This is a genomic window from Streptomyces sp. NPDC003327, from assembly GCF_053589515.1.
In genome coordinates this window covers 1-23,652 of sequence record NZ_JBSFSA010000067.1, presented here as the reverse complement: position 1 = coordinate 23,652, position 23,652 = coordinate 1, and the positions used below count along the sequence as shown (strand labels likewise).

The 23,652-nt window shown below is 71.8% G+C and carries 20 protein-coding genes and 2 riboswitches; of the genes, 7 read left to right on the top strand and 13 right to left on the bottom strand.

Annotation, left to right across the window (positions count from 1 at the left end; translation table 11 throughout):
* Nucleotides 1-137 precede the first annotated feature (137 nt).
* From ACWDVG_RS30100 to ACWDVG_RS30080, 5 genes are all read right to left on the bottom strand, one after another.
* Nucleotides 138-1,898 (bottom strand): ABC transporter substrate-binding protein, encoded by a 1,761-nt coding sequence (locus ACWDVG_RS30100; RefSeq protein ID WP_451703865.1) that lies wholly within the window; start codon nucleotides 1,896-1,898, stop codon nucleotides 138-140.
* A gap of 109 nt (nucleotides 1,899-2,007) precedes the next feature.
* Nucleotides 2,008-3,036, bottom strand: a complete 1,029-nt coding sequence (locus ACWDVG_RS30095; protein WP_451703864.1) for an ABC transporter permease — start codon at nucleotides 3,034-3,036, stop codon at nucleotides 2,008-2,010.
* 362 nt (nucleotides 3,037-3,398) lie between these two features.
* Nucleotides 3,399-4,184 carry an enhanced serine sensitivity protein SseB C-terminal domain-containing protein gene (locus ACWDVG_RS30090; RefSeq protein ID WP_451703862.1) on the bottom strand — a complete coding sequence of 262 codons (786 nt, stop codon included), beginning with the start codon at nucleotides 4,182-4,184 and terminating at the stop codon, nucleotides 3,399-3,401.
* A gap of 80 nt (nucleotides 4,185-4,264) precedes the next feature.
* On the bottom strand, nucleotides 4,265-5,005 hold the full coding sequence (locus tag ACWDVG_RS30085) for an enhanced serine sensitivity protein SseB (protein WP_451703861.1): 741 nt from the start codon (nucleotides 5,003-5,005) through the stop codon (nucleotides 4,265-4,267).
* A gap of 154 nt (nucleotides 5,006-5,159) precedes the next feature.
* On the bottom strand, nucleotides 5,160-5,816 hold the full coding sequence (locus tag ACWDVG_RS30080) for an AAA family ATPase (RefSeq protein ID WP_451703859.1): 657 nt from the start codon (nucleotides 5,814-5,816) through the stop codon (nucleotides 5,160-5,162).
* Between the two features lie 159 nt (nucleotides 5,817-5,975).
* Nucleotides 5,976-6,076: riboswitch (glycine riboswitch) on the top strand.
* A riboswitch (glycine riboswitch) is annotated at nucleotides 6,077-6,175 on the top strand.
* A gap of 62 nt (nucleotides 6,176-6,237) precedes the next feature.
* Between ACWDVG_RS30080 and gcvT the strand changes: the two genes are divergently transcribed.
* The 4 genes from gcvT to ACWDVG_RS30060 all read left to right on the top strand — a co-directional run bounded on the left by gcvT (nucleotide 6,238) and on the right by ACWDVG_RS30060 (nucleotide 10,632).
* Complete coding sequence (gcvT, locus tag ACWDVG_RS30075; RefSeq protein WP_451703857.1) at nucleotides 6,238-7,353, top strand: glycine cleavage system aminomethyltransferase GcvT; 1,116 nt, start codon at nucleotides 6,238-6,240, stop codon at nucleotides 7,351-7,353.
* Nucleotides 7,354-7,430: 77 nt separating this feature from the next.
* Nucleotides 7,431-7,811: a glycine cleavage system protein GcvH gene (gene gcvH, locus ACWDVG_RS30070; RefSeq protein ID WP_451703856.1), complete on the top strand. Its 381-nt coding sequence runs from the start codon at nucleotides 7,431-7,433 to the stop codon at nucleotides 7,809-7,811.
* Between the two features lie 32 nt (nucleotides 7,812-7,843).
* On the top strand, nucleotides 7,844-9,103 hold the full coding sequence (gene glyA, locus ACWDVG_RS30065) for a serine hydroxymethyltransferase (protein WP_451703854.1): 1,260 nt from the start codon (nucleotides 7,844-7,846) through the stop codon (nucleotides 9,101-9,103).
* A 158-nt stretch (nucleotides 9,104-9,261) separates the two neighbouring features.
* Complete coding sequence (locus ACWDVG_RS30060; RefSeq protein WP_451703853.1) at nucleotides 9,262-10,632, top strand: L-serine ammonia-lyase; 1,371 nt, start codon at nucleotides 9,262-9,264, stop codon at nucleotides 10,630-10,632.
* 23 nt (nucleotides 10,633-10,655) lie between these two features.
* Here the strand turns inward: ACWDVG_RS30060 and ACWDVG_RS30055 are convergent, their stop codons facing one another.
* Together ACWDVG_RS30055 and ACWDVG_RS30050 are read right to left on the bottom strand one after the other, a co-directional pair.
* The gene (locus tag ACWDVG_RS30055) at nucleotides 10,656-11,564 is read right to left on the bottom strand and encodes a CopD family protein (protein ID WP_451703851.1); all 909 of its coding nucleotides are present in this window, start codon (nucleotides 11,562-11,564) and stop codon (nucleotides 10,656-10,658) included.
* Nucleotides 11,565-11,638: 74 nt separating this feature from the next.
* The gene (locus ACWDVG_RS30050) at nucleotides 11,639-11,854 is read right to left on the bottom strand and encodes an EF-hand domain-containing protein (protein WP_451703867.1); all 216 of its coding nucleotides are present in this window, start codon (nucleotides 11,852-11,854) and stop codon (nucleotides 11,639-11,641) included.
* 86 nt (nucleotides 11,855-11,940) lie between these two features.
* Between ACWDVG_RS30050 and ACWDVG_RS30045 the strand changes: the two genes are divergently transcribed.
* A complete protein-coding gene (locus ACWDVG_RS30045) occupies nucleotides 11,941-12,579 on the top strand; it encodes a GNAT family N-acetyltransferase (RefSeq protein WP_451703849.1) in 639 nt (212 codons plus the stop codon).
* A 44-nt stretch (nucleotides 12,580-12,623) separates the two neighbouring features.
* Here the strand turns inward: ACWDVG_RS30045 and ACWDVG_RS30040 are convergent, their stop codons facing one another.
* From ACWDVG_RS30040 to ACWDVG_RS30015, 6 genes are all read right to left on the bottom strand, one after another.
* Nucleotides 12,624-13,802 (bottom strand): YncE family protein, encoded by a 1,179-nt coding sequence (locus ACWDVG_RS30040; RefSeq protein ID WP_451703848.1) that lies wholly within the window; start codon nucleotides 13,800-13,802, stop codon nucleotides 12,624-12,626.
* Nucleotides 13,802-14,578 (bottom strand): polysaccharide deacetylase family protein, encoded by a 777-nt coding sequence (locus ACWDVG_RS30035; protein WP_451703846.1) that lies wholly within the window; start codon nucleotides 14,576-14,578, stop codon nucleotides 13,802-13,804. The genes ACWDVG_RS30040 and ACWDVG_RS30035 overlap by 1 nt, the downstream gene beginning before the upstream one ends.
* A 397-nt stretch (nucleotides 14,579-14,975) precedes the next feature.
* Entirely contained in the window at nucleotides 14,976-15,479 is a 504-nt protein-coding gene (locus ACWDVG_RS30030; RefSeq protein ID WP_451703844.1) for an ATP-binding protein, read from the bottom strand.
* 123 nt (nucleotides 15,480-15,602) lie between these two features.
* Nucleotides 15,603-16,370: an enoyl-CoA hydratase/isomerase family protein gene (locus tag ACWDVG_RS30025; protein ID WP_451703842.1), complete on the bottom strand. Its 768-nt coding sequence runs from the start codon at nucleotides 16,368-16,370 to the stop codon at nucleotides 15,603-15,605.
* Between the two features lie 86 nt (nucleotides 16,371-16,456).
* Entirely contained in the window at nucleotides 16,457-17,722 is a 1,266-nt protein-coding gene (locus tag ACWDVG_RS30020; protein WP_451703840.1) for a L,D-transpeptidase, read from the bottom strand.
* 171 nt (nucleotides 17,723-17,893) lie between these two features.
* Entirely contained in the window at nucleotides 17,894-19,132 is a 1,239-nt protein-coding gene (locus ACWDVG_RS30015) for a L,D-transpeptidase (RefSeq protein ID WP_451703838.1), read from the bottom strand.
* A 157-nt stretch (nucleotides 19,133-19,289) separates the two neighbouring features.
* Here ACWDVG_RS30015 and glgX point away from each other — a divergent pair, with 157 nt between their 5' ends.
* Both glgX and ACWDVG_RS30005 read left to right on the top strand, forming a co-directional pair.
* Nucleotides 19,290-21,491 (top strand): glycogen debranching protein GlgX, encoded by a 2,202-nt coding sequence (glgX, locus tag ACWDVG_RS30010; protein ID WP_451703837.1) that lies wholly within the window; start codon nucleotides 19,290-19,292, stop codon nucleotides 21,489-21,491.
* A gap of 324 nt (nucleotides 21,492-21,815) precedes the next feature.
* Nucleotides 21,816-23,652, top strand: a 1,837-nt coding sequence (locus ACWDVG_RS30005; protein ID WP_451703836.1) for a M4 family metallopeptidase, incomplete at its 3' end; no start/stop codon positions are given.

The following is a 23,652-nucleotide window of genomic DNA, read 5'->3' as shown; positions in this document are numbered from 1 at the left end:
TATGTTTTAAATAGTGGTCAAGAGACGGGGGGCGGGGCCCCCCCGGGCGCGCCCCCCGGCCACCGCCTGCGGCCATCACCTGCCCTTCGGACCTAGCGGCGGGTGCGCCGTTGGAGCGAGTTGGTTTCGGACTCGGCTTACTTGACGACGCCGATGGACGCGTAGTCGTAGCGGCCGTTGTACGCGTCCGCCGTGTAGACGTTCGTCAGGCGGGAGCTGCGCCAGATGATGTTCTTCTCGTGGGTGAAGGGCAGGTAGACCGCGGCCTCGGAGACCTTGGTGTTGATCTGCTTGTAGAGCTCGCCGGCCTTGACCGGGTCGGTCTCCTTCAGGGCCTGGTCGAACAGGCCGTTGATGGCCGGGTCGTTCAGCTCCGAGAAGTTGTTGTTGCCGGACTGCAGGATGTAGCGACCGTCGACGAGCGGCTGCAGGAAGCCCTGGCCGGTCGGGAAGTCGGCGCCCCAGCCCATGATGATGATGCCGTAGCCCTTGTCCTTGACCACCTTCGGCGAACCGATGATGCCGGAGGTCTGGGCGCCGTCGAACAGGTCGATCTGGGCGTCGATGCCGACGGCCTTCAGCGACTGCTGGAGGGACTCGGCGGTGGCGATCTCGATCTTCTTGTTGTTGCGGACCGCGATCGTGGTCTTGAAGCCGTTCGGCTTGCCGCACTTGGCGAGGGCCTCCTTGGCCTTCGCGAGGTCGGGCTTGCCGGAGAGCTTGCCGTACGGGTCGGCCTTCGGGTCGGCGCCCTTGATGGCCGGCGGCAGCATGTTGGTGGCGATGTCGCCACCGGCCTGCGGGCCGCCGCGGGCGGTCTGCAGGGACTTGGAGTCGGCCGCGTAGATCATGGCCTTGCGGCACTCGATGTTCGGCGTGACCGTCTGCGGGAACACCGCGTAGCGGATGAAGCCGGTCTGCGGGTTGTCCGCGTTGCCCTTGTGCTGCTGGAGCACCTTCTGACGGGCCGCGGTGCCGACACCGGTCGCGTTGATGTCGAGGTCGTACTCGCCCTCGATGAGGCGGTTGTCCATGTCGTCGGCGTTCGTGGTGAACGTGACGCTGATCTTGTCCGGCAGGGCCTTGCGGACGGTGTCCGTCTTGGCGTCCCACTTGTCGTTGCGGACGAGCTTGATGGACTTGTTGGGGGTGTACGACTCCCACTTGTACGGGCCGGAGGAGAACGGCTTCAGGCCGTACTTGGCGCCGGTGTCCTTGTCCGGGCGGACCGGGGAGGCGGCGGGCATCGCCAGCATCTGCAGGAAGTCACCGTTGGCGACCGGCAGCTTGAAGACGATGGTCTTGTCGTCCGGGGTCTCGATGGCCTTCAGGCCGAGCTTGTCCGGAGCGGTGTCCTTGTACGGGCCCTTGTAGGTGGCCTTCGGGTCGAGGGCCTGCTGGAGGTAGATCGGGCCGCCGGAGATGACGTCCTGGGCCCAGATGCGCTCGATGCCGTACTTGATGTCCTTGGAGGTGATCGGCTTGCCGTCCTCCCAGGTCACCCCGTCCTTCAGCGTGAAGGTGTAGGTGAGGCCGTCGGCGGAGACCTTGCCGGTGTCGGTGGCGAGGTCCGCGACGAGCTCGGTGGAGGCGGCGCCCGGCTCGGCCTTGAAGGTGACGAGCTGGCGGGTGTAGTAGCGGGCGAAGTCCCACACGAAGCCGTAGTAACCACGCTGCGGGTCCCACGAGTCGGCCTCCTGCGAGCCGATGAACTTCAGCTCGCCGCCCTTCTTGTCCGAGGGGTTGAGGACCTTGTTGACCGCGCCGTTGAAGGCGAGGCCGCCCTTGCCCTTGTCACCGCCGTCGCCGTTGCCGCCGCCGCAGGCGGTCGTGACGACCATCGTGGCCGCCGCGAGCAGCGCGCCCGCGGCGATTCTGCGCTGAGAGCTCTTCAGCATGGGTCCAGCAACCTCCGGGATAGTGGCGGCCGTTACGGCGGTCCGCCGATTGGGGTGGGCCTCCTGTCGCCAGCGGCAGGGGCGGGTCTTGCGTGTCGTCGGCGAACGGTCAGCGGGAGCCCTTCGGGTCGAGCGCGTCACGCACGCCGTCGCCGAAGAGGTTGAACGCCAGCACGGTGATGAAGATCGCGAGGCCGGGGATCACCATGAAGAGGGGATCCGCCTCGTAGGTGGTGATGGCTGTCGACAGCATCTGTCCCCAGGACGCGGTGGGAGGCTTCACGCCCGCACCGAGGAAGCTGAGCGCCGCTTCGGTGAGGATGTTGGTGGGGATCATGAGGGTCGCGTAGACGGTGATCGGCGCGATCAGGTTGGGCAGCAGCTCCTTGCGGAGGATGTAGAAGCGGCCCGCGCCCAGGCTCTGGGCGGCCTCGACGTACTCCCGGTTGCGCAGCGAGAGGGTCTGGCCGCGGACGATGCGGCCCACGTACGGCCAGCCGAAGAAGCCGATCACGACGACCAGGGCGGCGATGCGGACGCCGGAGCCGTCGAGGCCGAGGAGCTCGTTCGGCAGGACCGAGACCAGGGCGATCGTGAAGAGCAGCTGCGGGAAGGCGAGCATGACGTCCATGACCCGGCTGAGGGCCGCGTCGATCCAGCCGCCGAAGTAGCCGGCGATGACGCCGAGGACGGTGCCGAGGACGACGGCGAAGACCGCGGCGAGGAAGGCCACGAGGAGCGAGATGCGCGCGCCGTAGACGATGCGGCTGAAGACGTCGCGGCCGTTGACGGGCTCGACGCCGAAGAGGAAGTCGGAGCTGATGCCGCCCCAGGAGCCGATCGGGGTGCCGAAGAGCGGGTCGATCTGGTCCTCGTGGAACTCGTCCGGCGGGTGGCCGAGGAGTCCGACGATGACCGGCGCGAAGATCGCGACCAGGGTGAGGAAGAGGACGACGCAGCCGCCCGCGAGGGCCAGTTTGTCGCGCTTGAGCCTGGTCCACGCGATCTGCCAGGGCGAGCGGCCCTGGATCGCCTTGGCGGGGGCGCCGGAAGCGTCCGGAGTGCCGGGTGCGTCGGGCGCGCCGTGGACGGTGGCGGTCGACTCGCCCGCACTCGCCTCGTGCAGTGGTGCCGTCATCGTGGTGAGGACCCCTCTCGGCCGCCGGTAGCCGGCCCTTGCCCGCCGCGGGTAGCGGCTCGGTGGAACAACTGCTGGGCACCGGCTCGAACGGGAGCCGAACGCCAGGTGTTCCGGGGAGTCTTCAACGCGTCTGCGATCACCCGCCAGCCCTGACGGTGAATGTTTGCTCAAACGTGATGCGGTGCTGCGACTTCCGTTATACGGACGTCGGGATCGACTGAGCGGACCAACTCGTCCCGTCTTCGCCGCAATCGGACATGTCGCTCAACTGGTGCCGTGAGCTCCGGAATTGGGGCGAACAAAAGCCTCCGGAGCGGACTCCGGAGGCTGATGGGACAGAACGGGCGCAGCGGTACGTCTCAGTATCCGGACGGCGCGGGTGGCGGATATCCATACCCCGACGGAGCCGCGGAACCACGCCCTCCGTGGGCCTCGCGGTCGTAGAAGGGGCGCGCGTTCGCCAGCAGCCAGAGCGCCACCGGGTCGTACGCGTCGGAGAGCGCGACCGTCGAGACGGGCAGCCCCTCGGGCACGGCGGCGATCGACTGGCGCATCATCGCCCGGACCGCGTCGACGGCGGCCGGCGAGGTGTCGTACAGGTCGAGGCCGATGGCGAGGTACGGCGAACCGAGCGCGGGCTGCACCCAGCCCCGGCGCAGCGACCGCACGGCCGGGGTGCGGTGGGCGTTCTGCGTGAGCAGCGCGTAGAACTGCGGGATCTCCAGGGCGGGCTCGGCGACCCGCAGCGGTCCCGCGGGCATCCGGTCGAGACCGGTGGCGACGCGGCGCAGATCCGTCCAGGGGATGCCGACGCCGCCGCCCGGAGCGTGCGGATTCAGCCAGATGCCCCAGCGGTCGGGGTAGAGGGCGCGGGCGATCTCGCGGCCCGGTACGGGCTCGTGGGCCCGGCTCCAGCCGGAGGCGGCGAGCTCCTGCCCCGAGGTGACGCAGGGGGCGTAGCCGTGGCCGTCGACCTCCATGTTCCCGTACTGGGCGTCGGGCGATCCGGCGGTGCCCTGCCAGAGCAGCATCCACACCTCGCCGTCGGCCAGGGCGTGCAGCAGCCGCTCGTACGCGTCGTAGCGTCCGGGTGTCACTTCGCGCAGCAGCTGCTCGACCTGTCCGGCCGCAGCGGCATCTGGCACTCTCACCCTGGGTCCCGCCCCTCTTCCACCGCGTCACGCGTCAATTCGTCGAGTCGGTCCAGCTTAGACAGCGGGGCCGGTCACCCGGCGGCGCGCTGGTAGAAGGGGCGCACGCGCTGGAGCATCCAGTCGGCCACCGGGTCCTCGGCGACGTCGAGGAGGATGAGGTTGACCGGCCAGGCGACCTCGACGCGGCCGAGGGCCCGGCCGAGGGCGTCGAGCGGCGCGTTGCGGTCGACGCCGTCCCACACGGCGAGCTGGACGCCGACGAAGAGGGCCGGTTCGGTGCCCTCGACGCTGGCGAGGGCGCGCCGGGCGGTGACGACGACGCCGGTGGCCTCGAACTCGGCGGAGGCGGCGGCGAGGAAGTCGACCGGGTCGTCCTGCCAGTCCGGCTCGAAGAGGCGGACGCGGCCGCCGCTGGCGGGCCCGTCGAGCGGGGTGCGCCCGACGCGGCACAGCTCGGCGACGGCCGGCGGGGGCAGCGGGACGCCGACCGTGCCGCCGGGGTTCACGGCGATGCCGAGCTGCGGGGGCAGGCCGCGGGCGAAGTCGCGGGCGGGGGCGACGGCGTACGACATGTGGGTGCCGACGCAGGCGAGGAACTGGGCCTCGGAGCTGAAGACGGGGACGTAGGCCGCGCCGTCGATCTCCATGGTGGGGAGGTCCAGGTCGGGGCTGTCGGGGCCGCCGCCGTTGGGCAGGGGCACCCAGACGGAGCTGCGGCCGAGCACCTCGACGAGTCGGCCTCCGGCGGCGGGGTTGCCGAGTGAGGCGGCAAGGACCTCTTCGAGCTCGTTGCCCGGCCACGTCACGTCCACGGTCCTGTGTCCCCTTCTCGCCCGGTTCCGGTGCGGCGCCGCCCCGGGCGGCCGGCCCGGCCGTCCCGCGCCGCCCTCCGTCCCGCAGCACCCTAATGCCGCACGGCCACCCCCGTGGCCAGAAGAGAAGGGTACGAGCGCCGGGGGCGGGGGCTCAGACCGCCTCCCGGAACCCGATCTTCCGCAGGGTGTCCGCGGCGTCGCGGTCGAGGAGGGTGACCGAGGAGCAGCCGCGGGGCAGGCCGCCGGACTCGGCGGCGCGCAGGAGCCTGCCGACGGCGCGCCGGTGGCGGGCGAAGGCGTAGGCGGAGACCCCGCGGCCCCGGTCGCGCTGGCCGGAGCGGGCCGTGTCCGGGTCGACGTCGAGCAGGACGAGGTGGAGGGCGCGGCCGCGGCGCCGGGCCTCGCGGGCGAGCCAGCCGCGGACCCAGGACTGGGTGCCGCAGTCGTGGACGATCACGCCGGCGCCGGAGCGCAGGGCGCGGCGGAGCCCGGCGTAGTGCGCGAGCCGGACCAGGGGGCGGTAGAGGGCGTACGGCAGCCGGCGGGGCATCCGGGCCTCCCAGCGCTCGCGGGCGTCCTGGGAGTCGATGCCGCGGCCGTCGGCGGTGCGCTTCATGAGGGTGGACTTGCCGCTCCCGGGCAGGCCGGAGACGACGACGAGGTCGCCGGGGGCGAAGAGGAGCGCGCGGGGGCCGCGGCCGCCGCGCTCGCGCAGGTCGCGCAGGAGCCGGCCGCGGGTCCGTGCGCGGGCGCGCTGAGCCGGTATGCCGGTGCCGGCCGCGTAGGCGCCGGTGTGCTGGATCCTCATCGTGCTCCCCCTGCCGGGTCTCAGGAGACCTGAGGAGACCCTTCCCCACGAAGTGTAAAGAAACGGTAATGAGGCACAAGCGATTTGCCCCGCCGACACCGCATGCAATGATGTGCCCGCCAGGCGCGCTCAGCGCCACACAATCGCATACCGGCCGCTCGAATCCGCGCGGGAGAGTCCCGGGCCGGAGCAATCCGGCCGGGCGCCGAAGGAGCAAGACCCTCCCTTGAATCTCTCAGGCCCCGTACCGCGCGGATGAGGCAGATCTGAAAAGCGGGACACCTGGCGTGTCCCCACCCAAGGTGCAAGCCGGGGATGCCCCCGGTGAACCTCTCAGGTTCCATGACAGATGGGGAGGACGTCCTCACCCGTCATGTATGTCGTGCCCTGCACGCCAGCCCTGGGACCCGGGAGCCACCCGATGAGCACTGCCCCCCGTCTGACCGCCCTCGATGCCCTGCATCGTTCGCTGGGCGCGACCATGACCGACTTCGCCGGCTGGGACATGCCGCTGCGCTACGGCAGCGAGCGCGACGAGCACAACGCCGTGCGCACGCGGGCGGGCCTCTTCGACCTCTCCCACATGGGCGAGATCACCGTCACCGGCCCGCAGGCCGTCGACCTGCTGGACTTCGCCCTCGTCGGCAACATCTCCACCGTGGGCAACGGCCGCGCCCGCTACACGATGATCTGCCAGGAGGACGGCGGCATCCTCGACGACCTGATCGTCTACCGCCTCGGCGAGACCGAGTACATGGTCGTCGCCAACGCCTCCAACGCCCAGGTCGTCCTGGACGCGCTGGTGGCCCGCGCCGAGGGCTTCGACGCCGAGGTCCGCGACGACCGCGACGCGTACGCCCTGATCGCCGTGCAGGGCCCGGAGTCCCCCGGCATCCTGAAGTCCCTCACCGACGCCGACCTGGACGGCCTCAAGTACTACGCCGGCCTGCCGGGCACGGTCGCGGGCGTGCCCGCCCTGATCGCCCGCACCGGCTACACCGGCGAGGACGGCTTCGAGCTGTTCCTGAAGCCGGAGCACGCCGAGGGCGTGTGGCGGGCGCTGACCGAGGCGGGCGCGGGCGTCGGCCTCATCCCCTGCGGCCTGTCCTGCCGCGACACGCTCCGCCTGGAGGCGGGCATGCCGCTGTACGGCCACGAGCTGACCACCTCCCTCACCCCCTTCGACGCCGGTCTCGGCCGCGTCGTGAAGTTCGAGAAGCCGGGCGACTTCGTCGGCCGCAAGGCGCTCGAGGCCGCCGCCGAGCGCGCCGAGACCGCCCCGCCGCGCAAGCTGGTCGGCCTGGTCGCCGAGGGCCGCCGCGTCCCGCGCGCCGGCATGGCCGTGGTCTCGGGCGGCGAGGTGATCGGCGAGGTGACCTCGGGCGCCCCGTCCCCGACGCTCGGAAAGCCGATCGCGATGGCGTACGTGGACGCGGCGCACGCCGAGCCCGGCACCGAGGGTGTAGGTGTGGACATCCGCGGCACCCACGAGCCGTACGAGGTCGTGGCACTGCCGTTCTACAAGCGCCGTAAGTGACGCAGTCGTCCCATCCCGGGTCTCAGCCCGCGAGACCCGCGTTCATCAGCACTCACCCGATACAGGAGAATCAGGTCATGAGCAACCCCCAGCAGCTGCGTTACACCAAGGAGCACGAGTGGCTGTCGGACGTCGTGGACGGCGTCGCGACCGTCGGCATCACCGAGTTCGCGGCCAACGCGCTCGGTGACGTCGTCTACGCCGACCTCCCCTCGGTGGGCGACACCGTCACCGCGGGCGAGACCTGTGGCGAGCTGGAGTCGACGAAGTCCGTCAGCGACCTGTACTCCCCGGTGACGGGCGAGGTCGTCGACGCCAACCAGGACGTGGTGGACGACCCGTCCCTGGTGAACACGGCTCCGTTCGAGGGTGGCTGGCTCTTCAAGGTGCGCGTCGCGGAGACGCCGGACGATCTGCTCTCCGCCGACGAGTACGCCGCGTTCTCCGCCGGGAACTGAGACCGGGCCCGAGACCCCCAAGGGATCGATTCATGTCGCTTCTGAACACGCCCCTCCACGAGCTGGACCCGGACGTCGCCGCCGCCGTCGACGCCGAGCTCCGCCGCCAGCAGTCCACCCTCGAGATGATCGCCTCGGAGAACTTCGCTCCGGTCGCGGTCATGGAGGCCCAGGGCTCCGTCCTCACCAACAAGTACGCCGAGGGCTACCCCGGCCGCCGCTACTACGGCGGCTGCGAGCACGTCGACGTGGCCGAGCAGATCGCCATCGACCGCGTCAAGGACCTGTTCGGCGCCGAGTACGCCAACGTGCAGCCGCACTCCGGCGCCTCCGCCAACCAGGCCGCGCTGTTCGCGATCGCCCAGCCCGGCGACACGATCCTGGGTCTCGACCTCGCGCACGGCGGCCACCTCACCCACGGCATGCGCCTGAACTTCTCCGGCAAGCAGTTCAACGTGGTCGCGTACCACGTGGACGAGGCCGGTCTGGTCGACATGGCCGAGGTCGAGCGCCTCGCCAAGGAGCACCGCCCGAAGGTGATCATCGCGGGCTGGTCCGCCTATCCGCGCCAGCTGGACTTCGCGGAGTTCCGCCGGATCGCCGACGAGGTCGAGGCGTACCTGTGGGTCGACATGGCCCACTTCGCGGGCCTGGTCGCGGCGGGTCTGCACCCGAACCCGGTCGAGTACGCCGACGTGGTGACCTCCACCACGCACAAGACGCTCGGCGGTCCGCGCGGCGGCATCATCCTGGCGAAGAAGGAGTTCGCGAAGAAGCTGAACTCCTCGGTCTTCCCCGGTTTCCAGGGCGGCCCGCTGGAGCACGTGATCGCGGCCAAGGCCGTCTCCTTCAAGGTCGCGGCCTCGGAGGACTTCAAGGAGCGCCAGCAGCGCACGCTGGAGGGCGCGCGGATCATCGCCGAGCGCCTGGTCCAGGACGACGTCACCCAGCACGGCGTCTCGGTCCTCTCCGGCGGCACCGACGTCCACCTGCTCCTCGTCGACCTGCGCGACAGCGAGCTGGACGGCCAGCAGGCCGAGGACCGTCTCCACGAGGTCGGCATCACCGTCAACCGGAACGCCGTCCCGAACGACCCGCGCCCGCCGATGGTCACCTCGGGCCTGCGCATCGGCACGCCGGCGCTCGCGACCCGCGGCTTCCTCGCCGAGGACTTCCGCGAGGTGGCCGACGTCATCGCCGAGACCCTCAAGCCCGGCTTCGACGCCGAGGCCCTGAAGGCCCGGGTCACCGCGCTGGCGGACAAGCACCCGCTGTACCCCGGCCTGAGGTAGTTTCGTACCCTTTTGTTGGCATGGAACTACGGGGCACCGCGCACACTGGACAGTGAGCGCGGTGCCCCACCCCATGTCGCCGCGTTCCGCCCGCACCCCACGCTTTTCTGCACGACCCCGGCAGACAACGGCGTCTAGCCCCCCACAAGGAGTCCCCCGTGGCCATCTCGGTCTTCGACCTGTTCTCGATCGGCATCGGCCCGTCGAGCTCCCACACGGTGGGCCCGATGCGGGCCGCCCGCATGTTCGCCCGCCGCCTGAAGAACGAGGGCCTGCTCGCCCACACGGCCGCGATACGGGCAGAGCTGTACGGCTCGCTCGGCGCGACCGGCCACGGCCACGGCACCCCGAAGGCCGTCCTGCTGGGCCTGGAGGGCCACTCGCCGCGCACGGTGAACGTGGAGACCGCCGACGACGAGTTCGAGCGGATCAAGGAGAGCGGCCGGATCAACCTGCTCGGCGCGCACGAGATCCCGTTCTCGTTCGACGACGACCTGATCCTGCACCGCCGCAAGGCGCTCCCGTACCACGCCAACGGCATGACGGTCTTCGCGTACGACGCCGAGGGCGGCCTGGTCCTGGAGAAGACGTACTACTCGGTCGGCGGCGGCTTCGTCGTCGACGAGGACGCGGTGGACGGCCAGAACCCGATCGTCCCGGACGACACCGTCCTGAAGTACCCGTTCCGCACCGGTGACGAGCTGCTCCGGCTCGCCAAGGAGACCGGCCTGTCGATCTCGGCGATGATGCTGGAGAACGAGAAGGCCTGGCGCACCGAGGAGGAGATCCGCGAGGGTCTCCTGGAGATCTGGCGGGTCATGCAGGCCTGCGTCTCGCGCGGCATGTCCCGCGAGGGCATCCTGCCCGGCGGCCTGAAGGTGCGCCGGCGGGCCGCGAACTCCGCCCGCAAGCTGCGCTCCGAGGGCGACCCGGCGGCCCACGCGATGGAGTGGATCACCCTCTACGCGATGGCCGTGAACGAGGAGAACGCGGCGGGCGGCCGCGTGGTCACCGCCCCGACCAACGGCGCGGCCGGCATCATCCCCGCCGTCCTGCACTACTACATGAACTTCGTCCCGGGCGCCGACGAGGACGGCGTGGTCCGCTTCCTCCTCGCGGCCGGCGCGGTCGGCATGCTCTTCAAGGAGAACGCCTCGATCTCCGGCGCCGAGGTCGGCTGCCAGGGCGAGGTCGGCTCGGCCTGCTCGATGGCGGCGGGCGCCCTCGCCGAGGTCCTCGGCGGCTCCCCCGAGCAGGTCGAGAACGCGGCCGAGATCGGCATGGAGCACAACCTGGGCCTGACCTGCGACCCCGTCGGCGGCCTCGTCCAGATCCCGTGCATCGAGCGGAACGGCATGGCGGCGGTCAAGGCCGTCACGGCCGCGAAGATGTCGATGCGCGGCGACGGCAGCCACCTGGTCTCCCTCGACAAGGTCATCAAGACCATGAAGGAGACGGGCGCCGACATGAGCGTCAAGTACAAGGAGACCGCGCGCGGCGGCCTCGCGGTGAACATCATCGAGTGCTGAGGTGACCCCGCCCGGGTCCGTCCTCAGGGCGCGGACCAGTGCGGGTCCGGGACGACCGTGAGCAGGGCGGAGACCAGCACGACGGCGGCGAGGACCGAGACCTCCGCGCGGGCGGGGGTACGGGCGTCGCCGCCCGCCAGCATGCGGGAGCGGGCGGCCAGGGCGAGGAGGCTCGCGCCGCCGAAGAGCAGCAGCTTGACCAGGAGCACCCGGCCGTAGGCGGTGCCGAGGGCGGCGTCCAGCGGCAGCCGGCGCAGGGTGGAGACCGTGCCGGTGACGGCGAGGGCCGCGTAGACCCAGGCGGCCATGCGGGCGTAGCGGACGAGGACGTCCCGGCCGCCGCCGCGCAGCCGCATGGTCCGCAGCACGTACAGGAGCGTCCCGCACCACAGCGAGGCGGCCGTGAGGTGGACGACGGTGAGTCCCGTCCCGATCCCGAAGCCCGCCGTCTCGGGGTGGGCCCGCAGCGCCTCGGCGACGATCGCCACGGCCAGCGGGGCGACGGCGAGGAGGGGGCGCCGGGTGGCGGCGCACAGGGCCGCCAGGGCGAAGGCGTTGGCGGTGACGAGCAGCAGGCGGCCCTCGCGCAGCCCGTACGCGACGGGGAGGCTCAGTCCGCTGACGGCGGCGAGGAGCAGCAGGAGGCCGGCCGAGGCGGCGGCGGCGAGGAGGGCGGCCTGCACGGAGCGGCCGCGCGGCAGGGGGCCGGCTCCGGCGAGCCGGGCGCCCGCGAGTTCGCCGGCGTGCACGGCGAGACCGGCGAGGACGAGAACGCGCAGCAGCGTGGTCGTGCCGGCCGCCGGTATGCGCAGTTCGCCGGTGCCCGTCTGGGCGAGGCCCGCACCGAGGAGGGCGACGGCGAGGACGGCGGCGGCGCCGAGGACCGCGGCGGTCAGACGGCTCGGGGTGCCGAAGGGTCCGGGAAGCGTCACCGGACGATCGTCACCGAGCCCCGGACGGGCGGCAACTCGGAGTGGGAGTCGCCGGGCCCGTCCGGGCGGGCGGGTCAGGCCTTGCTGAGGTGCGCCCAGAACTCGTCCCAGGACAGCCGGCCGTCGCCGTTGTCGTCGCGCTGCTTGATGAGCGCCTCGGCGACCGTCTCGGTCACGTTGAAGTCACCCAGCTGGGCCATCACGCTCTTGTACTCGGCGGCGGTGATGAAGCCGTCCCCGTCCACGTCGTACCGGTTGAACGCCGTGCGCGCCGACTCGATGTCCTTCACTGCTTCCGCCACTGCTTCCGCCCCTTCTCGGTGCTTCTCTGACGGTGGTCAGATTAGCGGGCCCGCCGGTGCCGGATGATGGGGGTATGAGCAGCGATGTGGCGCGGATACTCGCGGACGCGGCGCGGGGGTCGTTCCCGCCGCCGGACGGTACGACGACGGTGGTGCCGCAGCCGGGGCCGCGGGACGCCGGGGTCCTGGCCTTCACGGCCCACTCGGTGGTCTTCACGGACGCCGACCCGGAGTGGGTGCGGGCGGAGCTGGCGGCCACGGCCGCCGACCCGCTCGCGGCGAGCATGAACCCGGGCTTCCTGATGGCGCTGATGGCCCGGACGGGCCGCCGGATGAACACGGTCGACCTGCTGACGGTGGCCGGGGCGCTGCCCGGCCCGCCGCCGGTGGAGCTGCGCGAGATCGACGACCCGGCGCACCCGCGGGTGGCGCGGGCGATGAAGTTCCGCGACGACGTGCGGGTGTGGGCGGCCGACGGCGGTGTGGTGATCCTGGGCCGGGGCGTGGCGGGCCGCTGGGAGGCGGCGGTGGAGGTCGACGAGGACGTGCGCCACCGGGGCCTGGGCAAGGCCCTGGCGACCGCCGCCCGGCATCTGACGCCGGACGGGGTGGTCTGGGCCCAGCAGTCCCCCGGCAACGCCCGCAGCGTGCGCGCCTTCCAGGCGGCGGGCTACCGCCCGGTGGCCTCCGAGGCCCTCCTGATCGCCGCCTGATCCGGCCCCCGCCCGATCCGGTCCCCGCCCGATCGGGCCGCGCCTCAGCGGAAGATCCCGGTGTGGCCGAGGGAGTACCGGCCGGGCTGGGGGTAGACGGCGAGGCCGTGGGGGCCGCTGCCGACGGGGATGCGGGCCAGCTGCTTCCCGGTCGTGGTGTCGATCGCGTACACCTCGGAGTCGTACCGCCCGGAGAGCCACAGGACCTTGCCGTCGGCGGAGACGCCTCCCATGTCGGGGGAGCCGCCGTCGGGGAGCCACCACTTCTTCGTCAACTTGTTCTTGGCGAAGTCGAAGACGGAGACGGAGCCCTCCCCGCGGTTGGGGACGTACATCTCGCGGGAGTCGCGGCTGATGTAGAGGCCGTGGCAGCCCTTGCCGGTGGGCAGGAGCCGCGGGGTCGTGAACTTCTCGCCGTCGAGGACCCACATGCCGTGGGCCATCATGTCGGCGACGTAGAAGGTCCTGCCGTCCGGGGAGATCTTCACGTCCTGCGGCATGGCGCCCTCGAAGGGCAGTTTCTGCTGGCCGACGACCTCCATCTTCTCGGTGTCGACCTTGAGGAGTTCGCCGGAGAACTCGCAGGAGACGACGAAGTACCGGCCGTCGGCGGAGAAGTCGGCGTGGTTGACGCCGTAGCAGCTGACGGGGACGGTCTTCTTCCGCTCCATGGTGTGGGGGTCGCGGAAGACGAGTTCGCGGTCGAGGGAGGCCATGACGATCGCGTACCGGCCGTTGGGCGTGAAGTAGAGGTTGTACGGGTCGTGGACCTCGACGGGCTTGCCCGCGACGCCGGTGGCGGGGTCGATGGGGGTGAGCGTGTGGCCCCGGTTGTTGTTGACCCAGAGGGTCTTCATGTCCCAGGAGGGGACGACGTGCTGGGGCTGGACGCCGACGGGGATGGTCTCGATGACCCGGTAGGTGGCGGGGTCGATGACGGAGACGGTGTTGGAGTTGGTGTTGGGGACGTACACCCGGGAGGGGAAGTCCTTGACGACCGGGGAGAGCCGGCCGGGCCGGTCGGCGGCGTAGACGTCGTTCGGGTCGAGGAGCGGCGGCATGCCGGGCAGCCCGGGCGGCGCCGCCTCCCGGGGTACGGCGGGGGCGGCGGCCTTCCTGGCCGAGGCGCCGGTCCCGTCGCGGTCGCCGCCGCCGCAGCCCGCGAGGGTGACGAGCAGGGCGGCGGCGAGGAGGGTCCCGGTTCTCTTCGTGGGGTGTGCCATCAGGTCAGCAGCTCCGTGGTGGTGACCGCGCGCAGGCCGCGGCGGTCGAGGTCGGCGAGGAGGAGGGGGAGGGCGGCGGCGGTGTCCGGGTAGCCGAAGTGGAGGCTGACGACGGATCCGCCGCGGATCGGGCCGGTGGTGTTGCGGACGATCGCGGCGGCGCCGGGCGAGGTGAAGTCGAGCGAGTCGACGTCGTACGAGAGGGCGTGCGGGTATCCGGCGCGGTGGGCGGCGCGCAGGACGGCGGGGGTGGCGTGACGGGTGCGGGAGGGGCGGAACCAGGTGCCGATGGAGCCGGTGAGGCGGCGGAGCCGGGCGGCGCAGGCGGCGATCTCGGCGTGGGCGCGGTCCTCGGTCAGGGCGTTGATGTCGAGGTGGTGCTGGGTGTGGTTGCCGAGGTCGTGGCCGCCGTCGAGGACGCGGCGGGCGAGGTCGGGGTGGTCGTCCAGCCAGCTGCCGACGGCGAGGACGGTGACGCGGGCCCCGGCCTCCTCGGCCTGGCCCAGGAGGACGCGGGCGAGGGCGGGGTCGCCCTGGCCGTGGAAGGTGAGGGCGACCTGGGGCCGGTCGCGGGGGCCGTGCGCGATCTCGGCGGGGCGGCCGGGGTAGCGGCGGGGCGCGGGGGCGGCGGCGCGGGCGCGGGCACGGGCGGGTGCGGGGGTCGGGGCGGGGGCCGCCGGGCGGGGCGGGGCCGCGCCACAGGCGGTGGCGAGGGGGGCCGCGAGGGCCGCGGCCGCGGCGGCCCGGAGCGCACCGCGGCGGTCGGTCGACGTCACGCGTCCATTTAAGGAGGGTCACAACGGATTGGTGACAATTAGGCCGATTCAGGACGTTTATCGACTTCGACAGGGCGTCCACGATGCGGACGATCCCGGGAAACAATCGATGAACCGCATAGCCATTCACAGTTTGCAAGGCGGGTGCTGCATGTCACCAATGATTCATCGAGGATGTGTCCCTGTATGCCCGAGTTTGAAGATGTATGGACTTTTGGCCGTAAGGCCCCCTGTCTGCCATAGTCGGTGTCACCGACCCCCATTGACCCGGGCCAGGTCGACACAGCGGCCGTGGATACACCCCCCCGTCCACGGCGCATCACACGGAAGCCCCCAGGGCGCCCCACCACGGCGCACGGGGGCTTCCGTGCGTGCGGAGCCGGCCGCCGGAAACGGCCTAGCGGTCGGTGACCCGCATCTCGAACCAGGTCGTCTTGCCGCGCGGCGCCAGGTCCACGCCCCAGCGGTCGGAGAGCTTGTCGACCAGGAAGAGGCCCCGGCCGCTGACGTCGAGCTCGTGGACGGGCATCAGACAGGGCAGGCCGCGCGAGGGGTCGCGCACCTCGATCCGGATCCGGCCCGGGCGGCGCTGCATCCGCAGCGCGAAGACGCGGGCGCCGGTGTGACGGACGGCGTTGCCGACGAGCTCGGAGACGAGGAGGACGGCGTGCTCGGCGATCTGCGGGCCGAGCGCCCACTGCCGCACGATCACGTACTGGGTCAGCCGGCGGGCCACGCGCGCGGACTCGGGGAGGGACGGCAGACGGACGTCGTCGTCGGCCGGATTCCCGAACAACTCCAGTGCCTCGAGGGCCTGTTCGTCCTCCACGGCCGGTGCCCACCGTGCGGCGACGACACTGCCGCCCTGCCGTGGTTGTTCCCTACCGTCCAGGCCCGCCATGCCCCCCATCATGGCCGTACGGAGGAGTCCGCGGGGGCCGTTCCGGCGGAATGGGCCCCCCGGAGGCGACAATTCCCGGCCGTACCCCCGGCATATGCCGGGGGTAGTCCGTTCCGGTACGTCTTAGGCGAACTTCGCCTTGCCCGGGCCCTCCTCGACGAAGCTGCGCATGCCGCGCTCGCGGTCCTCCGTCGCGAACAGCGCGGAGAACCAGGTCCGTTCGATGGCGAGGCCGGTGTCGATGTCGGTCTCCAGGCCCTGGTCGACCGACTCCTTGGCGGCCCGCAGCGCGACCGCCGGACCCTGCGCCAGCTTGGCGGCCCAGGCGTGCGCCTGCTCGTAGACCTCGGCGGCCGGGACGACCCGGTCCACCAGTCCGAGGGACAGGGCCTCGTCCGCCTTGACCATCCGGCCGGTGAAGATGAGGTCCTTGGCCCGCGAGGGGCCGACGAGACGGGAGAGGCGCTGGGTGCCGCCGGCGCCCGGGATCAGGCCGAGGAGGATCTCCGGCTGGCCCAGCTTGGCGTTGTCGGCGGCGATCCGGTAGTCGGCGCAGAGCGCGAGCTCGCAGCCGCCGCCCAGGGCGTACCCGGTGATCGCGGCGACGACCGGCTTGGGGATGCGGGCCACGGCGGTGAACGCGTCCTGGAGCGCGCGCGAGCGCTTGACCATGGCCACGTGGTCCATGACCTGCATCTCCTTGATGTCCGCGCCGGCCGCGAACACCTTCTCCCCGCCGTAGAGGACCACCGCGCGCACGTCGTCGCGGTCGGTCGCCTCCCGGGCCAGCTCGTGCAGCCGGTCCTGGGTCGCGATGTCCAGGGCGTTCATCGGGGGGCGGTCGAGGCGGATCGTGCCGACGCCTTCGGCGACTTCGAGGTTCACAGTCATACCGAAAGGTTAGTGGCCGTTAACGACGGCGGGCCCGGTGCTGTTGCTCACAGCACCGGGCCCGCGCGCGACGGTTCAGGGGCGGACTACGCGGTCCACTCCGACCAGTCCATGTTCCAGCCGTTCAGGCCGTTGTCCGGCTTGATCTGCTTGTCCTTGGAGTTCTTCACGACGACGACGTCGCCGATGATCGAGTTGTCGAAGAACCAGGCCGCCGGCATCGAGCCGTCGCCGCCGCCCCGGGAGTCCTGGAGGCCGACGCAGCCGTGGCTGACGTTGGCGGAGCCGAAGGTGGACGCCGAGGCCCAGTAGTTGCCGTGCACGAAGGTGCCGGAGGTGGACAGGCGCATCGCGTGCGGCACGTCCTTGATGTCGTACTCGCCGCCGAAGCCGACCGTGGCCCCGTTCATGCGGGTCACCTCGTACTTCTCGCTGATGACCATCTGGCCGTTGTACGTGGTCGTGGACGGGGCGCCCGCGGTGATCGGCAGCGTCTTGATGATCTTGCCGTCGCGCTCGACCTGCATCGTCTTGGCGCTCGCGTCGACGGTGGAGACCTGGCGGCGGCCGATGGTGAAGGAGATCTTCTTCTTCTGCTTGCCGTAGACGCCGGGGCGGCCCTCGACGCCGTCCAGGTTCAGCTCGACGGTGACCTTGGTGCCCGCCGCCCAGTACTCCTCGGGGCGGAAGTCGAGCCGGTCGTTGCCGAACCAGTGGCCCTCGATCTTCACGGCCGGGACGGCCGTGACCTTGATGGCCTTCTCGACGGCCTCGGGGTCGGTGATGCCCCGGGTGAAGTTGATGGAGACCGGCATGCCGACGCCGACGGTCGAACCGTCCTCCGGCGTGTAGTGGCCGATGAAGGTGTTCTTCGGGACCAGGGTGGTGAAGGTGGTGTCCTTCGCCGACTCACGGCCGTCGGCGTCCTTCGCGATCGCGTGGACCTTGTACTGGGTGGCGGCGGCCAGGTGCGCGACCGGCTCCCAGCTCGCGCCGTCCGCCGAGATCCTGCCCTCGACCGCGGTGCCCTTGTTGTCGGCGACCGTGACCGTGGTCAGCTTGCCCTGCGCGGCGGTGACCTTGAGGGCCCCGCTGGTGGGGACCGCGTCGGCGCCGTCCTTCGGAAGGATCGTCACGACCGCCCGGGAGGCGGCGTTGTCCGGCGCGCCGCTGCCCTGGGCGCCCGGGTTCTGTCCCGCCGAGCCACCGCCGGCCGGGTCTCCCCCGCCGCACGCGGCCAGGACGAGGAGCAGTGCCCCCGTCGCCACGGCCCTGAGCCCGGCGCCTCCGCGCCGACGGCGCAGGCCGCCCGTGGCCGCCGCCGATGCCCCCGATATCGGTCGCCCGTTCACTGTGGTCGTCTCCCCTCGCACGGCCCGGCATCGCCACGGCCCCACCCCCGTGCACATCCACTCGCGCACACGGCGCTAGATAATCACACCGCAGGACACGAAAGATCCTCGTGCATGTCACCGTTCAGTCCCAGTTGACGTGCTAAAGCGGGACGGGGGCCGCGGCGGGGGTCAGCGCAGGGCGGAACCGGCCTTCCACTCCTTCCAGTCCATGTTCCACCCGCCCAGCCCGTTGTCGGGAGCCACCTTTCGGTCGCGGGAGTTCACCACCTCGACCACGTCCCCGATGAGCGTCCGGTCGAAGAACCAGCCGGCCGGCGAGTCCGCGCTGCCGCCCTTCTCGTCGCGCAGGCCCACGCAGCCGTGGCTGACGTTGGCGGAGCCGAAGGTGGACGGCGCGGCCCAGTAGTTGCCGTGCAGGAAGGTCCCGGAGTCGGTGAGCCGCATCGCGTGCGGCACGTCCTTGATGTCGTACTCGCCGCCGAAGCCGACCGTGGCCCCGTTCATCCGGGTCACGTCGTACAGCTCGGTGACGACCATCTTCCCGTTGTACGTGGTGGTCTTCGGCGCGCCCGCGGTGATCGGCACCGTGGCGAGGAGCTCCCCGTCCCTGCGGACCTCCATGGTGTGGGCGGCGGCGTCGACGACGGAGACCTGGGAGCGGCCGACGGTGAAGGAGACCTTCTTGCGCTGGATCCCGTACACGCCGGGGGCGCCCTCGACGTCGCGGAGGGCGAGGTCGACGGTGACCCGGGTGCCGGGCCGCCAGTAGGCGGCGGGCCGGAAGTCGAGGCGCTCCGTGCCGAACCAGTGGCCGACGACCTCCACCGGCGGGTCGGAGGTGACGCGGATGGCGCGCTCGACGGCCGCGCGGTTCTCGACGGGCCGGTTGAAGCCGAAGGAAACGATCATGCCGGTGCCGACGGTGGACCGGTTCTCCGGTTTGAAGTAGCCGATGAACCGGTGCTCGGGCACGACGGTCGTGAAGGTGGTGTGCCGGGCCGAGCGGCGGCCGTGGCCGTCGAGCGCCACCGCGTCCACGCTGTACTTGGCGGCCAGCGCCAGCCGGGTGCCGGGGCGGGGCCGCCAGCGCAGCCCGTCGGCGGAGATCTCGCCGGGCACTTCGGCCCGCTGGGCGTCCTCGACCTGGACGACGGTCACCCGTTCGAGCCGCCCGCTGCCGACCGAGACCTCCACCGGTCCGCCGGCCGGCACCCCGCGGCGGCCGTCGTCCGGGCTGATCCGGATGACGTCCCCCGGCGCCTTCGCCCGGTCCGGCAGCGGCAGGCCGAGGCCCCCGCCGCCGTCCGTTCCGGTGCAGCCCACGAGGCCCGCCAAGAGTCCCGTCACGACGAGGGCGTACCTCGCCCGCTTCCATACAAGTGTCACGCTCGGCCCAACGACGGCCACCCTCCAGGGGAAACGTCCGTGCGGGCCATGTTGGGAGCGGGGCCGCGCGGGCAGAAAAGGGGGGAGAACGACGCGGGAGTACGACGCGCGGGGAGCGGGGGCCGGGACGCCGCCGCTCCCCGTGCTGCGGGCCCATGGAGCCGCGGGAGGCCGGACGGTGTCGAGCGCAGCCGAGCAGGAGGCGGTACCGGAGCATGCTCCGGAGCGGGTGGGGCCGCCCGTGTGGCCGGGGGCGCCGACGCCCCTCGGGGCACGGTGCAGGACCGGTCCCGGCGGGGTCGCCGGGACGAACTTCGCCCTGTGGGCGGGCGGCGCGGAGGCGGTGGAGCTCTGTCTGTTCGCGCCGGACGGGACGGAGCGGCGGCTGCCGCTGACCGAGCTGACCCACGAGATCTGGCACGGTTTCGTGCCGGGGATCGGGCCGGGGCAGCGGTACGGCTACCGGGTGCACGGCCGCTGGGACCCGTGGACGGGTGCCCGCTGGAACCCGGCGAAGCTGCTCCTCGATCCGTACGCGCGGGCCGTCGACGGCGACTTCACGCTGCCGCCCGAGGTGTACGGGCACGTGCGGGACTGGCCGCAGCAGCACGTCGCCGACACCGTGCGCGACGAGCGGGACTCCGCGCCGCACGTCCCGAAGGGGGTGGTCGTGCAGGACGACGACGACTGGTCCGACGACCGCAGGCCCAAGACGCCCTGGCAGGACTCGGTCATCTACGAGCTGCACGTCAAGGGCTTCACCCGGCTTCACCCGGACATCCCGGAGCGGCTGCGCGGCACGTACGCGGGGCTCGCGCACCCGGCGGCGATCGACCATCTCGTACGGCTCGGGGTGACGGCCGTCGAGCTGCTGCCGGTCCACCAGTTCGCGCACGAGGACCATCTGCTGCGGCGGGGTCTGCGCAACTACTGGGGCTACAACTCCATCGGCTACTTCGCGCCGCACGCCGGGTACGCGGCGTCCGGGACGGCCGGGCAGCAGGTCGGCGAGTTCAAGCGGATGGTGCGGGCGCTGCACGCGGCCGGGATCGAGGTGATCCTCGACGTCGTCTACAACCACACCGCCGAGGCCGGTGAACTCGGGCCGACGCTCTCCCTGAAGGGCATCGACAACCGCGGCTACTACCGGCTCCAGTCGGACGCGCGGCGGTACGCCGACTACACGGGCTGCGGCAACACCCTGCACGTGGTGCAGCCGCAGGTGCTGCGGCTCATCACCGACTCCCTGCGGTACTGGGTCACGGAGATGGGCGTCGACGGCTTCCGCTTCGACCTGGCGGCGGCGCTCGCCCGCTCCTTCCACGACGTCGACATGCTCTCCCCCTTCCTGGCCGTGATCGCGCAGGACCCGGTGCTGCGCCGGGTCAAGCTGATCGCCGAGCCGTGGGACGTGGGCAACGGCGGCTACCAGGTGGGCGCTTTCCCGCCGCTGTGGACCGAGTGGAACGACCGCTACCGGGACGCCGTGCGGGACTTCTGGCGCGGGGCGCTGCCCGACGTGCGGGACCTCGGCTACCGGCTCTCCGGCTCCAGCGACCTGTACGCCTGGGGCGGGCGCCGGCCGTACGCCTCCGTCAACTTCGTCACCGCCCACGACGGTTTCACCCTGCGCGACCTCGTCACGTACGAGCGGAAGCACAACGAGGCCAACGGCGAGGGCAACCGCGACGGCACGCACGACAACAGGTCGTGGAACTGCGGCGTCGAGGGCGAGACCGACGATCCGGAGGTCCAGGGGCTGCGCCTGCGGCAGTTGCGGAACCTGCTCACCACCCTGCTGCTGTCGACCGGGGTGCCGATGCTGGTCGCGGGGGACGAGATGGGCCGCACCCAGGGCGGCAACAACAACGCCTACTGCCAGGACAACGAACTGGGCTGGCTGGACTGGTCGCTGCCCGAGGACCCGGGGCGCGCCCAGCTCCTCGCCCTCACGCGGCGGCTCCTGGCGCTGCGCCACCGCCATCCGGTGCTGCGCCGGCGGGCGTTCTTCTCCGGCCGCCCGCAGCGCGCGGACGGGCTGCGGGACCTGGCGTGGTTCGGCGCGGACGGCACGGAGATGACCGAACCCGACTGGTACGCGCCGTCGGCGACGCTGGCCCTCTACCTGTCGGGCCGGGACATTCCGGGGCGGGACGCCCGTGGCGAGCGGGTCACCGACGACAGCTTCCTCGCGGTGCTGCACGCGGGGCCGCACCCGCTGGAGTTCCGCCTGCCGGGGCCGCCGTGGGCGGAGGAGTACGAACTGGTCCTCGACACCGCCCTGGAGGACCAGTCGGTGCCGCCGGGCACCCGCCACCCGGGCGGCGGGACGCTGACGGTGGGGGCCCGCTCGGTGGTGCTGCTGCGGGTGGCGGGGTGAGGCGGCGTCGGCGGAGGCGGACGGAGCGGGTGACGTAGCCGCTGTCGGGAGGCGCCGGGGCGCGGGTGCCGCGGGGCCGGCCGGTCGTCGGCCGGCCCCGATCGACGCGACGTCCGCTCAACGAACGCACGCGTACGGGCAGCGGACGATTTCCGGCCAACTTCCCGACACACTCCTGACAGGTGCAGGTCATTACTGCCACTCTCACACCGGTTCTTCGCACCAGCGTTCGCGGGTTCACCCGCACGTGCTCCACAGCTCTGTTTGCTCTGCCCGGTGGGCGTCACCCAGCCCTCCGGTACCCCCCTCGCAAAAGGAGTCTGCGTGAGATCCACGCCCAGCCGTCGCGCCACCGCGACCGGCGCTCTGATAGCCGCTGCCGCGATGCTCGTCGTGAGCGTCCAGACCGGAGCCGCCACCGCGGCCGACACCCGGGCCGACGGCGTGTCCGCCGCCCCCCAGGCCCAGCAGGGCCGGTCGGCGAACCCCGGCAAGCTCCCGGCCGACCTCACCCCCGCCGAGCGCACCGCGCTCATCAAGGCCGCCGACGCCGACAAGGCGAACACGGCCAAGGCCCTCGGCCTCGGCGCCCAGGAGAAGCTGGTCGTCCGTGACGTCGTCCAGGACCGCGACGGCACGACCCACACGCGCTACGAGCGCACCTACGCCGGACTCCCCGTCCTCGGCGGCGACCTGATCGTCGCGGAGACGGCCGCCGGCGCCACCGCGGGCGTCACCAAGTCCTCCCGCGCGGAGCTGAAGAACGTCGACCTCGCGGCCGCCGTCACCCCGGCCGCCGCCGAGAAGCAGGCCGTCGCCCTCGCCGCCGCGGAGGGCTCGAAGGAGACGTCCGCCGAGCGCGCCCCGCGCAAGGTCGTCTGGATGGCCTCCGGCGCCCCCGTCCTCGCGTACGAGACCGTCGTCGGCGGCATCCAGCACGACGGCACCCCGAGCGAGCTGCACGTCGTGACGGACGCCAGGACCGGCGCGAAGCTGTACGAGTGGGAGGCCATCCACACCGGCACCGGCAACACGCAGTACAGCGGCACCGTCACGCTCGGCACGGCGCCCTCCTACACGCTGACCGACACCGCCCGCGGCAACCACAAGACGTACAACCTCAACCGGGGCACGTCCGGCACCGGAACGCTGTTCTCCGGCACCGACGACGTCTGGGGCAACGGCACCCCGCAGAACCTGGAGACCGCGGGCGCCGACGCCCACTACGGCGCCGCGCTCACCTGGGACTACTACAAGAACGTCCACGGCCGCAACGGCATCCGCGGAGACGGCGTCGCCGCCTACTCGCGCGTCCACTACGGCAACGCGTACGTCAACGCCTTCTGGTCCGACTCCTGCTTCTGCATGACGTACGGCGACGGCGCCAACAACACCAAGCCGCTCACGTCCATCGACGTGGCCGCGCACGAGATGACGCACGGCGTCACCTCCAACACCGCCGGCCTGGTCTACAGCGGCGAGTCCGGCGGCCTCAACGAGGCCACCTCGGACATCTTCGCGGCGGCCGTCGAGTTCTACGCCAACAACGCCAACGACCCGGGCGACTACCTCGTCGGCGAGAAGATCGACATCCGCGGCAACGGCACCCCGCTGCGCTACATGGACAAGCCGAGCAAGGACGGCTCGTCCAAGGACTACTGGTACTCCGGCATCGGCAGCGTGGACGTCCACTACTCCTCGGGCCCGGCCAACCACTGGTACTACCTGCTCTCCGAGGGCAGCGGCACCAAGACCGTCAACGGCGTCTCGTACGACTCGCCGACCTCCGACGGCCTGCCCGTCACCGGCATCGGCCGCGACAAGGCCTCGCTGATCTGGTTCAAGGCCCTCACCACCAAGTTCGGCTCCTCCACCAACTACGCCGGCGCCCGCACGGGCACCGTCGCGGTGGCCACCGAGCTGTACGGGGCGGGCAGCCCCGAGGTCCTCGCCGTCCAGCACGCCTGGGCCGGCGTCAACGTCGGCACCCGCCCGGGCGGCACCGAGCCGCCCACCGGCAAGGTCTTCGAGAACACGGCCGACGTGTCCGTCCCGGACAACGGCGCCGCGGTGACCTCCACGGTCAACGTCACGGGCGTCACGGGCAACGCGCCCAGCAACCTCGCCGTCGGCGTGAACATCGTCCACACCTACATCGGTG